The 14738-nt window shown below is 65.4% G+C and carries 14 protein-coding genes; 10 read left to right on the top strand and 4 right to left on the bottom strand.

The genetic code is table 11. From position 1 onward, the window contains the following. Positions 1-4: 4 nt before the first annotated feature. The gene (locus ACVW17_RS14915; protein ID WP_456752469.1) at positions 5-643 is read right to left on the bottom strand and encodes a class I SAM-dependent methyltransferase; all 639 of its coding nucleotides are present in this window, start codon (positions 641-643) and stop codon (positions 5-7) included. A 75-nt stretch (positions 644-718) separates the two neighbouring features. After that, on the bottom strand, positions 719-1915 hold the full coding sequence (gene mnmA / locus ACVW17_RS14910) for a tRNA 2-thiouridine(34) synthase MnmA (protein ID WP_456797331.1): 1197 nt from the start codon (positions 1913-1915) through the stop codon (positions 719-721). Positions 1916-2275: 360 nt separating this feature from the next. Here mnmA and ACVW17_RS14905 point away from each other — a divergent pair, with 360 nt between their 5' ends. The 4 genes from ACVW17_RS14905 (at position 2276) to ACVW17_RS14890 (ending at position 7451) form a co-directional block, all read left to right on the top strand. After that, positions 2276-3859 carry a flagellar hook-length control protein FliK gene (locus ACVW17_RS14905; RefSeq protein ID WP_456797330.1) on the top strand — a complete coding sequence of 528 codons (1584 nt, stop codon included), beginning with the start codon at positions 2276-2278 and terminating at the stop codon, positions 3857-3859. Positions 3860-3869: 10 nt separating this feature from the next. Continuing rightward, a complete protein-coding gene (locus tag ACVW17_RS14900; RefSeq protein WP_456752466.1) occupies positions 3870-4589 on the top strand; it encodes a flagellar hook assembly protein FlgD in 720 nt (239 codons plus the stop codon). A 1003-nt stretch (positions 4590-5592) separates the two neighbouring features. After that, positions 5593-5772, top strand: coding sequence for a hypothetical protein (locus ACVW17_RS14895; protein WP_456752465.1), 180 nt, complete (start codon positions 5593-5595; stop codon positions 5770-5772). 362 nt (positions 5773-6134) lie between these two features. Beyond that, positions 6135-7451, top strand: coding sequence for a TIR domain-containing protein (locus ACVW17_RS14890; RefSeq protein ID WP_456797329.1), 1317 nt, complete (start codon positions 6135-6137; stop codon positions 7449-7451). An 89-nt stretch (positions 7452-7540) separates the two neighbouring features. On the opposite strand, the gene ACVW17_RS14885 is transcribed toward ACVW17_RS14890, so the two are convergent. After that, positions 7541-8320: an alpha/beta fold hydrolase gene (locus ACVW17_RS14885; RefSeq protein ID WP_456797328.1), complete on the bottom strand. Its 780-nt coding sequence runs from the start codon at positions 8318-8320 to the stop codon at positions 7541-7543. A gap of 496 nt (positions 8321-8816) precedes the next feature. Here ACVW17_RS14885 and sciP point away from each other — a divergent pair, with 496 nt between their 5' ends. The 6 genes from sciP (at position 8817) to flbD (ending at position 14417) form a co-directional block, all read left to right on the top strand. Further along, positions 8817-9092: a CtrA inhibitor SciP gene (gene sciP, locus ACVW17_RS14880; protein WP_002714638.1), complete on the top strand. Its 276-nt coding sequence runs from the start codon at positions 8817-8819 to the stop codon at positions 9090-9092. 174 nt (positions 9093-9266) lie between these two features. Then, positions 9267-10895, top strand: a complete 1629-nt coding sequence (fliF, locus tag ACVW17_RS14875) for a flagellar basal-body MS-ring/collar protein FliF (protein ID WP_456752462.1) — start codon at positions 9267-9269, stop codon at positions 10893-10895. A gap of 1 nt (position 10896) precedes the next feature. After that, positions 10897-11982, top strand: coding sequence for a flagellar motor switch protein FliG (gene fliG / locus ACVW17_RS14870; protein WP_456752461.1), 1086 nt, complete (start codon positions 10897-10899; stop codon positions 11980-11982). Then, complete coding sequence (locus ACVW17_RS14865) at positions 11982-12605, top strand: FliH/SctL family protein (RefSeq protein WP_456752460.1); 624 nt, start codon at positions 11982-11984, stop codon at positions 12603-12605. The genes fliG and ACVW17_RS14865 overlap by 1 nt, the downstream gene beginning before the upstream one ends. 20 nt (positions 12606-12625) lie before the next feature. Continuing rightward, on the top strand, positions 12626-12976 hold the full coding sequence (gene fliN / locus ACVW17_RS14860) for a flagellar motor switch protein FliN (protein ID WP_050631817.1): 351 nt from the start codon (positions 12626-12628) through the stop codon (positions 12974-12976). Between the two features lie 55 nt (positions 12977-13031). Next, positions 13032-14417, top strand: a complete 1386-nt coding sequence (gene flbD / locus ACVW17_RS14855; RefSeq protein WP_456752459.1) for a sigma-54-dependent transcriptional regulator FlbD — start codon at positions 13032-13034, stop codon at positions 14415-14417. Between the two features lie 41 nt (positions 14418-14458). Here flbD and ACVW17_RS14850 read toward each other — a convergent pair whose 3' ends face one another. After that, positions 14459-14614, bottom strand: a complete 156-nt coding sequence (locus ACVW17_RS14850) for a hypothetical protein (protein WP_456752458.1) — start codon at positions 14612-14614, stop codon at positions 14459-14461. Positions 14615-14738 lie beyond the last annotated feature (124 nt).

The raw sequence follows: 14738 nt of genomic DNA, 5'->3' as shown, positions 1-14738 counted from the left end.
CGTCTCACGATTTGCGGAAGCGGATCAGCGAGAAGTGCCCCATCGGCGGCATCGGCCTGCGTTCCGCGAGGCTGACGCCGCCATGCTTCGCGGCCCAATTGGTCAGCCGCTCCCACGGAAATTCCGGACGCCAGCCGAGCCGCCGCGCCAGCGGCGCGAAGGCGAGCTCGAAAATGCGGCGCGGGCCGCTTTCGGCGCCGATGTGATTGACCAGGATCAACTCGCCGCCCGGCTTCAGCACGCGAATGAAATCGTCGAGCGTCGCTTCGGGATCGGGCACCGCGGTGATCACATATTGCGCGACCACCGCGTCGAAGAACGAATCCGGGAATGCGAGGTTCTTGGCGTCCATCACCGCCAGCGTCTCGACATTGCCGAGGCCCAGCGCGCGCACGCGCTTGAGCGCGCGCCGCAACATCGGCTCGGAAATATCGACGCCGTAGAGTTTCGTGCTGCGCGAGTAGTCCGACAGCGACAGACCGGTGCCGACGCCGACGTCGAGCACGCGTCCGCCGATCCGATCGGCTTCCGCGATCGTCGACTGACGGCCCTGATCGAACACCTTGCCGAACACGAGATCGTAGATCGGTGCCCAGCGGCCATACGCCTTTTCGACCCCGTCGCGGTCGATGTCCCCAGCCATTCCCCTGCCCCGAATTCAGCTTTGTTTGCGCATGATCGCTTCGGAAAACCGGTTCCCACTTTTCCGGATCATGCGCTATCCGCGAACCGCTTCCGCAAGCGGCGCCATCGCATCCTGCGCTGCAGCGCGCGCGACGCGGCTCGCACTCGCACTCCTGATGAAGCCGCCGCCGAGCACGCGCGCCTGCCCCGACGGCGCGTCGTAAAACACGCAGGCCTGGCCGGGCGACACGCCCTCCTCGCCGGCGACGAGCTCGACCTCATAACCGCCATTGGCGGCGCGCAGCCATGCCGGCTGCGGCGCACGCGTCGAGCGCACGCGGACATAGATCTCGATGCCCTCGCCGATCACGCGATCCAGCGCGCCGTCGCCGATCCAGTTGACGTCGCGCAGCGCGATGCGATCCATCCGCAGCGCCTCGCGCGGTCCGACCACGACCTGGCGCGTCGCCGCATCGAGCTTGACCACATAGAGCGGGTGGCCGGATGCGATGCCGAGGCCCTTGCGCTGGCCGACGGTGAAATGAACGATGCCCTGGTGCTGGCCGACGACATTGCCGGCGAGATCGACGATATCACCCGGCGCGATCGCATTCGGCTTCAGCCGTCCGATGATGTCGGTGTAGCGGCCGGTCGGCACGAAGCAGATGTCCTGGCTGTCCTGCTTGTCGGCAACCTCGAGCTCGAAGCGCCGCGCCAGCTCGCGGGTCTGCGGCTTGGTCATGTCGCCGAGCGGGAAGCGCAGGAAGTCGAGTTGCTCGCGCGTGGTGGCGAACAGGAAATAGCTCTGGTCGCGATCGGCATCCGCCGCGCAGACCAGCGAGCGCGATCCGTCGGCCAGCCGGCGCGAGGCGACATAGTGGCCGGTGGCGAGCGCCTGCGCGCCGAGCTCGCGCGCGGTCGCCAGCAGATCGCGGAACTTGACCGAACGGTTGCACTCGATGCACGGCACCGGCGTCTCGCCGAGCGCGTAGCTGTCGGCGAAATTGTCGATCACCGACTGCTTGAAGCGGCTTTCATAGTCGAGCACGTAATGCGGAATGCCGATCCGCTCGGCGACATTGCGGGCATCGTGGATGTCGCGGCCGGCGCAGCACGCGCCCTTGCGATGGGTCGCAGCGCCGTGGTCGTAGAGTTGCAGCGTGATCCCGACCACGTCATAGCCCTGCGACTTCAACAGCGCAGCCGTCACCGACGAGTCGACGCCGCCGGACATCGCGACGACGATCCGTGTGTCTTCAGGGCGGCCTTCAAGATCCAGACTGTTGAGCATCTCTAAGCGGTCATTGGTCACTGTCGCGGCGACGTCATACGCTCCGCGACGGAATTGGAAAAATCCTTTGTCCAGAGAGCCTTAGAACGTGTCCAAGACCGGGTCGGTCGGTTCGGGACGCGTCGGCGGCCACTCTTAATATAGGCCGTATTCCGACGAGGCAATCCGGCCGACACCGTGCCTTGCCGCGCGCGGACGGCAAATCTTGCCGCCGGGCAAAAAAGGAGACCCGCCGGGAACCCGCTTCAGGGCTCCGAGGCTACTCATAACCAGCTGAAATAACTCACCATTTATTGCACCCGCGGGTTGGCCCGCTCCTTGCTGACATAACGCCGGAAGTCTCATTTGCGAGGGTTGGCAGTGGTCAGCGTGACGTCGGAAGCATTGGCAAGCCGGTCTTTTCAGGCCACGCGGTCGGCGCGGCCCGATCCCGCCCCGCAGGCGGGGAACGACGGCTTTGCCGCGCTGGTCGACAGCAGCTCTGCGTCCGCGAGCGACAGCAGCCGCTACGACTCGCCGCCGGCGCCAGCGCCGGCGCGCCGTTCCGACGATTCGTCCTCGACCACCGACATCCGCTCTCGCGACGACAGCACGGCGCCCGACCGGACGTCGCGGGATGACAAGACCGTCGACGACGACAGCGACACCGGCACCCCGCGCAAGACCAAGTCGAAATCGAAAGCGGACGGCTCGAGTTCGAGTACCGATGCGCCATCCACTGGTGACAAGTCCGCCGCGACACAAGCGACCCCGGCGCAGGATCCGGCCGGTGCGGCAGCCGCCGGCGCCTTGATTGCTCCGGTCGCCGCGGCGGCGACTGCCGCTGCAACAACGGCCACCACGCCATCCGACCAGCCCACCGCACCGCTCGCGATTGCAGCAGCGGCCATCGCGGCAAGCTCCGCCATCGCCGGCACCGGGGCCGCGACCGGCACCGGCGTGCCGGCCGCCGCGGACCCCGCCATAGCGGCAACCGGCACCGCGAATGCCGACAAGGTCGCCAAGGCGGCCGGCGTCAAGACCGAGGCTCAGATCGTCACCCCCGATGCGGCCACGGTTTCCGGCGCAGCAACTGCGACCGGCGATGCGACGCTCGCCGCCACCGTTGCCGCCGGAACGCCGGCCGCGAAAGCACCGACGCAGACCAAGGCACAGGTCGCCGCGAAAGACGCAACCGCCGCAGCGCCCGCCGACCCCGATGGCGCGGCCCCGAGCAGCAGCACCACCGCGCCGGCCAATCCGACGACGGTCGTTCCCGCGGTCGCGCAGGCGGCTGCGGTCTCCGGCAAAGCCAAGGCCGCCGCGGACGGTGCCGCCGATGCCATCAAGGCCGATGCGAGCAGCGGCGACGGTGCCACGCCGACGCCGGCGGTCGGCGGCCACGCAGCGGCGCAGGCCCAGGTCACGACACCAGATCCGAGCGCGCAGGCCGCGAATACATTCCAGGCGCAACTGGCGAGCAGCCAGACGACACCGTCTGCGACCGCGCAATTGACCGTGACCAACGCCGCGCAGAACGCCGCCGTGCCGCTCAGCGGCCTTGCGATGCAGATCGCGGCCTCCGCCAAGAGCGGCAAGAGCCGCTTCGAGATCCGGCTCGACCCTGCCGAGCTCGGCCGCATCGATGTCCGCATCGATGTCGACCGTAACGGCCAGGTGACCTCGCATCTCACCGTCGAACGCCCGGAGACGCTGTCGATGCTGCGCCAGGACGCCAACCAGCTGCAGCGCGCGCTCGACAACGCCGGCCTGTCGACCGGCAACGGCGGATTGCAGTTCAGCCTGCGCGATCAGTCGCAGTCGGGCCAGAACAACAATAGCCAGTCGAATCCGAACGCCCACCATTTGATCGTCGCCGAGGAGGACAGCGTTCCTGCCGCGGCGGCCGGCCGCTCCTACGGCCCCGCAACCGGCGCCCTCGGCGGCGTCGATATCAGAGTGTAAGGAGTTCACCATGGCAGTCGATGCAACCATGCCGACGCCGGTCGTCTCGGCACCCGCCACCAACAATGGAACGAGTTCCGGAAGCAGCAGCAGCAGCAGCGGCCTGACCACGTCGTCGCAGGGCATCGCCGACAATTTCCAGACCTTCCTGACGCTGCTGACCACGCAGTTGCAGAACCAGAACCCGCTCGACCCGCTCGACACCAACCAGTTCACCCAGCAGCTCGTGCAGTTCGCCGGCGTCGAGCAGCAGCTGAAATCCAACGACCAGCTGAAGCAGTTGATCGCGATCGAGAAGAGCGCGCAGTCGACCCAGGCGCTGGTCTATGTCGGCAACACGGTCGCGGTCGACGGCAGCAAGACGCAATTCGACAAATCGGCGACCTGGAATCTGGTGTCCCCGCAGGCCACCAGCGCCACCATCACGATCACGAGCTCGACCGGCCAGACCGCCTACTCCGGCAATTTCAACCTGAAGCAGGGCAACGCCAGCTTCGTCTGGGACGGCAAGGGCAATGACGGCACGCAATGGCCGGCCGGCACCTACACACTGACCGCCACCGGCAAGGATTCCAAGGGCAACGACCTAGCGATCTCGACCGAGATCCAGGGCATGGTCGACTCCGTCGACCTCACTGCCTCCCCACCGCTGCTCTCGATCGGCGGCCAGACCTACACCACCGACAAGATCAAGCGCGTGGTGCGCGGTGCGACTGGTGGCAGCAGCTAGTTCGAGACTTGGCTGGATTCTGCCGACACGGCTCTGAACTTCGCAGAAGATGCAGAGGCCCTTTGAGGGTCGCCGGTGCGCGTCGCACACGTCTGTCGTCCCCGCGGCAAGCAGGGACCCATGCGCCGGGGCTTGTGTCGTGAACGAGACTCGTCGTTCCAGCATCGCACAACAATCTGCATTTGTGGTTATGATTCCCTGTGTTCGCCGGGACGACGATGCTGATGGTTCTCGCGCGGTAGAGCTCAACCCGTCATCGCCGCTCAAAGGCTTCGCCTTTGCGCGGGGATGACGGGGATAGGTTTGCGCACGCATCCGCACTCTCGCGACATCATCTGTCCGAAGTTTTGCATTTCGTTTCGCCGCTCTGGAGGCAGAGGGCGCAGGGAAAGCCGGGCGCCGATCGCACCCATGGGTCCCGCGTAATAAAAAACGCGGGAGGTAGGACCACAGGTGTAACCGGGAACACCCCGGCTTTCCCTGCGCGATGGTTTTACGGCTTATACGTGCTCGCCCCGGTGAGACTGGGCTTTTTTGTCACCGTCCTTCGCGAGAACGCTCACGCGTTCCGCCAGGAGACACCTGCCGCTAGGGCGTCAGGTCTGCACGACTTCGCCGTCCGCTACATTGCGCACGTCGTCAGTGCGCAAGCAGCGTCCACCGCATCTCACCGCAACACTCCTGACGATGCGCAGCGCCCCTCGATCGGGTGAGACCGGCGAACCATACACTGAGTTATCGTTACGATAAACCGAAATATTTCACTTCCGAGAGCTTGCGCCGTCGGGCAACTCAGGATTATATTCCGCAGTTTTGCGATGGCAGCGGTCTCGCGCGCCGGTGCAACGTCCCACCCACGGCAGACACGATCAGAAGTAAATGCGGAACGTCAGCTATCTGTAAGCTAGCCGACGCTATCGTGATTTCCCGCGCCTGACCGGCCCTTAAACCTGCGCAGCGACCCGAACCGCCCGCCTTCGACCACCCGGGAAAGAGTTAGCTCGTGAATCCGATACGCCCTCCATCGCCCGACAGCGCCCAGAACGCACCCCGGCAGGCGATCGCCCTTCCTCCCCAACTCGCCGAGACGATGGCCGAGAACGCGCGGCTCAAGACCATCGCCATCACCGTCATGCTGGAGATTGCGGCGCTCCGCGAGCGACTGCCGGCGGCCGAAGAGTAGTCGCCGACAGCCCTCGCGCGACCGCGACGCGCTCCGATCTTCTGGATCGGCGGGGGCATTGTGCCTGGCTGCAATCGCAATCTGCCTTTGGTCCGATGGCCTGTCCTGGCGGCCGACGCCGAGCCCGCAATGAGGCATTGGTTGAAACCGCGCCAATTGCTCGAATGGCTTTTGGCGCACAACTGATCGTCAGCTCCTTTCCAGTCTCCAACGCTCCCCTCGCGAACGGCGCGACGGCTGCTCCACGGCAAGCCGGCACCCTCAACCAAAGGGTGAATCCGGCACTCACCGCAGTTGGCAAGGTATGCCGGGTGGGTTGTAATCGGAGACCACGAGATTTGTCAGCAGCTGGGAGACTGCCGATGCGGCCGCCTGTGACACTCAAGTACCGAGCTTTTCTGTCCTACGCACGCGCGGACACCAGCTGGGCGACGTGGTTGCATCGGCGGTTGGAAGGATACCGGATCGACCCGAATCTCGTTGACGGAGAGACAGACATTGGTCGGGATCCGCAAACGTTGCGACCCATCTTCCGCGACCGCGAGGATTTTGCCGCGGGACGCGGGCTGACGGAGGCCACGATCGCTGCCGTCGACCAAGCGGCGGCAATGATTGTGGTGTGCTCAGCTGTCGCGGCGGGCCGCCCCGCGGTCAATGAGGAGGTGCGGCTGTTTCGATCGCGTCATCCGAAACGGCCTTTGATCCCCGTGATCGTCGACGGGACCTTTCCGGACAATTTTCCGCCTGCGTTGAGGTTCGAGCTTGGAGACGACGGCAGTGTCACTGAGCGCCCCATCACCATCCTTGGGCCAGATCTGCGTGAGACCGGCGACGGGCGCGAACTCGGGTTGGCCAAGGTGATCGCAGGCCTGACGGGGCTCGACACCGACGTCGTCTTCCGCCGTGCAGAGCGCGCCAGGCGCCGCAGGCGCAAGTACGTTGCCACCGCCTCGGCGGTAGTCCTTGGCGTGGTGACTTCACTTGGCTTCTGGTCGGAACTACAACGTCGTCGCTTCGTCGATTTTTTCGAGCTAGCCAGTACATTCCAGTCATTCGAGATTCCCGATGCAACCGCAGACGTGGCTGCTCGCAAACCGGGTTGGGGCTCTCCACGTGAACTCGCACGAGAGACCTTGGACGCGGCACGGCAGATCGCTTCGACTCCATGGAGCCGAAGGAAAATTCTTTGGTTTGATGATAAGCCGCAGCTGAGTCGGGCTGCGAAAGATGAGTTTCGTCGGAGGATGCAGGGGGTTGGCATCACAATCCGGGAAATGGACGACATTGAACTTGCAAAGAAGAGCCTAATCGATCGTTACGATGCGATTATTGCAGACTACGGGAATCCGAAGGATCGATTCGCCTATCAACTTCTGGCTGAGGTCAGCCAGCGGGGACTGAGCACCCCGCTAGTCGTCTATGCAATGGCTGAAGAGTCCGCTTATGCCAAAGAGGCGATATGCTATGGCGCTGTAGCGAGGGTGACTGAAATTGATGCTCTCTTTGCAGCCGTGCTACGAGGCATGGAACGCGCTCCCGTTACACGTATCTCGAGTGAGCAGCTGCAGAAATGCATCGATGAAAAGGTCAAACCTTTCGATACGCCCGATTGGCGCCAATGGCTTCTTGAAACGAAAGCCGGGCAGACGCCGACAACGCCAAAGTTGAACTGGGATTGAAAGGCGGCCTCCGCGGAGTATCGCCGCTACCCGGCTGTTGCGTCATTTCGAGCGGCGGCCGTGGGCCAAAGTACGCTGGCCGGCGCCACTCACTCCGCCAGTCCCGCGGCAGCGAGGATCAGCCGCGCGATCGGCTCGGGCTGCGAGATCAGCGCGAGGTGGCTCGCCTTCACCTCGATCGTGGTGGCACCCATCCGCTTCGCCATGAAGCGTTCGAGATCCGGATTGATGGTACGGTCTTCGGCCGAGACGGCGTAGTAGCTCGGCTTGCTGCGCCAGGCCGCGTGGCTGGTCCTGCCGGTGAGCAGTTGCTTATGGAACGGCTGCTGCACGGCATAGAGCACCTTTGCTTTTGCTTCCGGCAGGTCGCCGGCGAAATCGCGCAGGAAAGCCGCTTCGCTCAAGCGGCCCTCGTCGCCGTCGAACACGATGCCGGCGCTCGCCGGCGGCGTCGGATAGGTTTTTGCCAGCGCAGTGTAATCCTCATTCGCATCGGGCGCGCGCGCCGCGACATAGACCAGCGCCGACACATTCGGATGCACGCCGGCCTCGGTGACGATCATGCCGGAGAAGGAATGGCCGACCAGCACGGTCGGACCGTCCTGGCGATCGAGCACGCGCTGCGCCGAGGCGACCGCCTCCGGCAGCGTGGTCAGCGGATTCTGCACCGACGTCACATTGAGCCCGGCCGCCTGCAGGCGCGGAATGACTTCGGACCAGCACGAGCCGTCGGCAAACAGGCCGTGCACCAAAACGACGTTGCGCGCCTTCACCGGCGGCGTGGTTGCGGCCATGGCGCGCGAGGACACCAATGAGGCTGCCGCGCCAGCAAGCAAGGCAGCCGAGAAAGTGCGTCTGTTCATGATCATGACAAGGGCTCGGGGTGGTCGGTGGGTGAAATGCGCCCACCTGCGGTGAGCGGACAAGTTCTCCTACGCACGCCAGGGCACGTGGTTACGCGCGGCGCCGATGTGACGATCAAGGATCGGTGAACGGGATGCGGACGCGACTTTTCGACAGGCAGCGTGGCGTGGCGCAGAGATTGCGAGAGCAAGTCTCAAATCGATCATCTCGCCCGGGGCTTACCCCTCTCCCTAACCCTCCCCCGCAAGCGCAAGAAATGTGAGGGACGCGCTGGCGGATGGGTTCTCTCCCCCCTTGCGGGGGAGGGTTAGGGAGAGGGGTACCGCTTGCTCAGGAGCCCGACGTAAGGAGCACAGCCAGGATGTGGCTGCCCTCGCCGCCCCCCTGTTCCCGGCCATTCCAACGAGATTCGTATTGAACGCTTGGGCTTAGGCAAATTTTAAACCGGTGGGCGTAGGTTACCACTTGCGAGTTCAGTGGTTGAGAGTTTGTGAGTACGCCATGACAGAACCCCATCGCCCGAGGGTGAAATACGTCATCGGGCCTGACGGCAGCCCGTTAACGATTGCGGATTTGCCAGCCCCCGGTACCAAACGGTGGGTCATCCGCCGCAAGGCCGAAGTCGTCGCTGCGGTCCGCGGCGGCCTGCTCTCCCTTGAGGAGGCCTGCAGCCGCTACACATTGACCGTCGATGAATTTCTTTCCTGGCAGTTCTCGATCGACCAGCATGGTCTGGCCGGGCTGCGCACCACCCGCATTCAGCAATATCGGCAGTAAGTCCCCGCCGATCCTGTGGCATTTGACGAAAACCGGCCTCGCTTTGCGAAGCCGGTTTTTTTCATGTCCGCGTTTTTGCCGCGGTCCTTAACCTTCGTTAACCATATGGAAACCATACCCTAGGCAATATTTGCCCAGTCGGACCCGCGTGGGCCGAATCCCTGGGGGCCGTTGGTGCAAAGTCTGGTTGCTTTCCTGAGAGGTCTTGGTGCGGCCCGCCTCGCGGCCATGGTTGCGGTCACCGCGGCCCTGATCGGTTTCTTCGCGTTCGTCATCATGCGCGTCACCACGCCGCAGATGACCACCCTCTTCACCGACCTGTCGACCGAAGATTCCTCCGCCATTATCAAGGAGCTGGAGCGCCAGGCGATCCCGTTCGAGCTGCGCAATGACGGCGCCGCGATCATGGTGCCGAAGGACAAGGTGACGCGGCTGCGGATGAAGCTCGCCGAGGGCGGCATGCCGAAGGGCGGCGGCGTCGGCTACGAGATCTTCGACAAATCGGACGCCTTGGGCACCACGAGCTTCGTCCAGAACATCAATCATCTGCGGGCATTGGAAGGCGAGCTCGCCCGCACCATCCGTGCCATCGACCGCGTGCAGGCCGCGCGCGTCCACCTGGTGCTGCCGGAAAAGCCGCTGTTCTCGCGCGAGACGCCGGAGCCGTCGGCCTCGATCGTGCTCAGGGTGCGCGGCGCGCTGGAGCCGCAGCAGATCCGCGCCATCCGCCACGTCGTCGCCTCCGCGGTCAACGGGCTGAAGCCGCAGCGGGTCTCGATCGTCGACGAAGCCGGCCAGCTCTTGGCCGACGGCGCCCAGTCCGACGCCGACGCCGCGGTCGGCGACGAGCGCCGCGCCGCGTTCGAGAAGCGGATGCGCAAGCAGGTCGAGGACATCGTCTCCTCGGTGGTCGGCGCCGGGCGCGCCCGCGTGCAGCTCTCCGCCGACTTCGACTACAACAAGATCACCCAGACCTCGGACAAGTTCGATCCCGAGGGCCGGGTGCTGCGCTCGACCCAGACCCGCGAGGAATCGAGCCTCACCGCCGACAATTCCGGCCAGGTCACCGTCGCCAACGAGCTGCCGGGCAACCAGAACCAGGACAACGCCGCCCGCGCCCGCGACCAGAGCAAGAAGAGCGAGGAAACCAACAATTACGAGATTTCCCGCACCACCAAGACCGAGGTGACCGAGGCCGGCCGCGTCAACCGCATCTCGGTCGCGGTCCTGGTCGACGGCGCCTATTCCAAGAACGAAAAAGGCGAGATGGTCTACCAGGACCGCAGCAAGGAGCAGCTCGACCGTATCGCCGCTTTGGTCCGCTCCGCGATCGGCTTCGACCAGAAGCGCGGCGACCAGGTCGAGGTCGTCAACCTGCGCTTCGCCGAGCCGCCGGCCGCCCAGCCGATCGCCGAACCCACCGGCCTGCTCGGCATGCTGCAATTCACCAAGGATGACGTGATGTACGTCATCGAGCTCGGCGTTATGATGATGCTGGGCCTGGTCGTGCTGTTCATGGTGGTCCGCCCGCTGGTCAAGCGCATCGTGGCGGCCGACGCCATTCCGTCGCTGGCAGGCAGCGGCCTGCCGGCACTCGCCGAAGCCCATGCCGAGAGCGCCGGCGCGACAGGCCAGGCGCTGATCCCGAGCGGCAGCGGCGCGGCGCAATTGATCGACGTCGCCCAGATCCAGGGCCAGGTCCACGCCCAGGCCGTGCACCGGGTCGGCGAGCTCGCCGAGCGCAATCCGAACGAAACCGTCTCCATCGTCCGTCAATGGCTGAGCGAGCCGGTAGAGAACTGACATGGCCGCCGTACCCCAGACCACCAACGCCAACGACATCGCCACCGTCCTCTCGACGCTGGCGAACCGGCAGAGCGCGCGGCCCAAGGGCAAGCCGCTGCCCGGCCCGAAGCGCGCCGCGATCCTGATGCTCGCGCTCGGCGAGCAGTATGGCGGCAAGATCTGGTCGATGCTCGACGACGAGGAGGTCCGCGAGCTGTCGGTCCACATGTCGACGCTCGGCACCGTCGAGGCCGACGTGGTCGAGGATTTGATGCTGGAATTCGTCTCGCGGATGTCGGCATCGGGCGCGCTGATGGGCAATTTCGACGCCACCGAGCGGCTGCTGCAGCAATACCTGCCGGCCGAGCGCGTCTCCGGCATCATGGACGAGATCCGCGGCCCCGCCGGCCGCAACATGTGGGAGAAGCTCTCCAACGTGCAGGAAGAGGTGCTCGCCAACTACCTCAAGAACGAGTACCCGCAGACCATCGCCGTGGTGCTGTCGAAGCTCAAGCCGGAGCACGCCGCCCGCGTGCTCGCCATCCTGCCCGAGGACATCGCGCTCGACGTGGTCGGCCGCATGCTGCGGATGGAGGCGGTGCAGAAGGAAGTCATCGAGCGCGTCGAGCAGACGCTGCGCACCGAGTTCATGTCGAACCTGTCGCAGACCCGGCGCCGCGACGCCCATGAGGTGATGGCCGAGATCTTCAACAATTTCGACCGCCAGACCGAGACCCGCTTCATCACCTCGCTGGAAGAAGAGAACCGCGAATCCGCCGAGCGCATCAAGGCGCTGATGTTCACCTTCGACGACCTGATCAAGCTCGATTCCGCCTCGGCCCAGACGCTGATGCGCAATATCGACAAGGACAAGCTCGGCGTCGCGCTGAAGAGCGCCAATGAGGAGGTGCGCAGCTTCTTCCTCGGCAACATGTCCTCGCGCGCCGGCAAGATGCTGATGGACGACATGGCCGCGATGGGCCCGGTCAGGCTGCGCGACGTCGACGAGGCGCAGGCGCTGCTCGTCAACCTCGCCAAGGACCTCGCCGCCCGCGGCGAGATCACGCTGACCAAGAACCGCGCCGACGACGAGCTGGTGTACTGATGGCCGCACCTGCGAAATTCCTGTTCGACACCGACTTCTCGGCTCCCGACCGGGCCCGCGAGCGCGCGCCGACCCCGGCCGAAGTCGCCCAGAAGGTCGCCGACGCCGAGGCGCGGGCCTACCGCGCCGGCTACGAGGCCGCGCTGCGCGAGGCCAAGGTCGAGAGCGACCGCCGCATGGCGCAGGCGCTGGAGGAGATCGGCGCCGCGATCAAGGGCATCGCCGCGCGCTTTGCCGGCATCGAGACCCGGATGGAGACCGAGGCCGTCGACGTCGCGGTCGCGGTCGCCCGCAAGCTCTGCAATGAACTGGTGGCGCGCGAGCCGCTCGGCGAGATCACCGCGCTGGTCTCCGACTGCTTCTCGCATCTGGTCGCAACCCCGCATCTCGTGGTCCGCATCAACGACGCGCTCTACGAGGCGGCGCATCACAACATCGAGCAGATGGCGGCGCATTCCGGTTTCCAGGGCCGGCTGGTGATCCTGGCCGAGCCGACGATCGCGACCGGCGACTGCCGGATCGAATGGGCCGACGGCGGCGTGGTGCTGGAGCGCGCTGCGATCGAAGGCAAGATCAACGAACTCGTCGGGCGCTATCTGGCGTCCCGCGGCCAGACCGGCTGAAGGGCATTGAGGGCTGAACCATGAGCGACACCGACACCCAAGTCCCGCTTCCCGATCTCAACGCCGCCGACGCGCCCGGGATCGACGACATCGGCTACAACGAGGACGAAAATGCCGCGCGCATCGCGGCCGACCTCGAGGCCGTGTTCGACGTGCCGGTGCAGGTCTCGGCGGTGCTCGGCCGCTCCAAGATGGACGTCGGCGACCTGCTGAAGCTCGGGCCGGGCACCGTGCTCGAACTCGACCGCCGGGTCGGCGAGGCGATCGACATCTACGTCAACAACCGCCTGGTGGCGCGTGGCGAAGTGGTGCTGGTGGAAGACAAGCTCGGCGTGACCATGACCGAAATCATCAAGGCAGAACGCTCTTAAACGAATGCAACGGTAGCGCGCGGAACCTGCGCGACCAGACCAACAGGAGATCATCATGCGGCTTCTCATCGTAGGCACCCTGAAGGGCCAGCTCACGACCGCGACCAAGATCGCGATGGACAACGGCGCCTCGGTGACCCACGCCGAGGCCGCCGAACAGGCGATGAACGTCCTGCGAGGCGGCAAGGGCGCCGACCTGCTGCTGGTCGATGTCGGCCTCGACATCCGCGACCTGGTGATGCGGCTCGAGGCCGAGCACATCCACGTTCCGATCGTCGCCTGCGGCATCTCCAACGACGCCCGCGCCGCGGTCGCCGCGATCCATGCCGGCGCCAAGGAATACATCCCGCTGCCGCCCGACCCCGAGTTGATCGCAGCGGTGCTCGCCGCGGTCGCCAACGACGCCCGCGACCTGATCTGGCGCGACGAGGCGATGGGCCGGGTGATCAAGCTGGCGCAGCAGATCGCGGGCTCCGACGCCTCGGTCATGATCACCGGCGAGTCCGGCACCGGCAAGGAAGTGCTGGCGCGCTATGTCCATTCCCGCTCGGCCCGCGCCAAACGGCCGTTCATCTCGATCAATTGCGCGGCGATCCCGGAGCACCTCCTGGAATCCGAACTGTTCGGCCATGAGAAGGGCGCCTTCACCGGCGCCGTGGCGCGCCGCATCGGCAAGTTCGAGGAAGCCACCGGCGGCACGCTGCTGCTCGACGAAATCTCCGAAATGGACGTGCGGCTCCAATCCAAGCTGCTGCGCGCGATCCAGGAGCGGGTGATCGACCGCGTCGGCGGCACCAGGCCGGTCCCGGTCGACATCCGCATCATCGCGACCTCGAATCGCAATCTGTCGGAGGCGGTGCGCGAGGGCACCTTCCGCGAGGACCTGCTGTTCCGCCTCAACGTCGTCAATCTGAAGATTCCGCCGCTGCGCGACCGTCCGGCCGACATCCTCGAGCTGGCGCAGCACTTCGCCAAGAAATATGCCGAGGCCAACGGCCTGCCGGTCCGTCCGATCTCGACCGAGGCCCGCCGCGTCCTGACCGCGAACCGCTGGCAGGGCAACGTCCGCGAGCTCGAGAACACCATCCATCGCTCGGTCCTGATGGCGCAGGGCGACGAGATCGGCCCCGACGCGATCCTCACCCCCGACGGCGATCGCCTCGACCTTGCCAAGACCGCGCCCGCGGTGGCGCATGCGACGCTGGCCGCCGAGCAGGTCACCCGCGCGCTGGTCGGCCGCACCGTCGCCGATGTCGAGCGCGACCTGATCCTGGAAACGCTGAAGCACTGCCTCGGCAACCGCACTCATGCCGCCAACATCCTCGGCATCTCGATCCGCACGCTGCGCAACAAGCTGAACGAGTATGCCGACGGCGGCATCCCGATCACCCCGGCGGGCAACGGCGCGCCCGACTATCAGCGCATGGCGAACGCCGGCTGAGCAACGGAAGGCGGCGGAGCGATCCCGCCGCCTGCCCCAGGTCACGAATAGTTCGGCGCGTCGGGCTTGCGAAAGATCCGGATCGGATCGCCCGGCGTGATGTCGCGGCCGGTGAACGTCACATAGGCATACAGCGCGAGATAGGCGACGGCCATCGCACCGACGAGATAGAACAGCCAGGTTCCCACGCGCTTCATCGAACCGTCATGCCTCCGAAATCTCGCGCGCTAGAGCATGATCCGGAAAAGTGGAAACCGGAATTCCGAAAAGATCGTGCTCAAACAATGAGATGAGAATCATGATGCGATTCCGTGGAAACGC

This window comes from Bradyrhizobium sp. USDA 4473 (genome assembly GCF_054063335.1).
The sequence above is the reverse complement of the archived record's forward strand: the minus strand, read 5'-3'. Positions and strand labels throughout refer to the sequence as shown.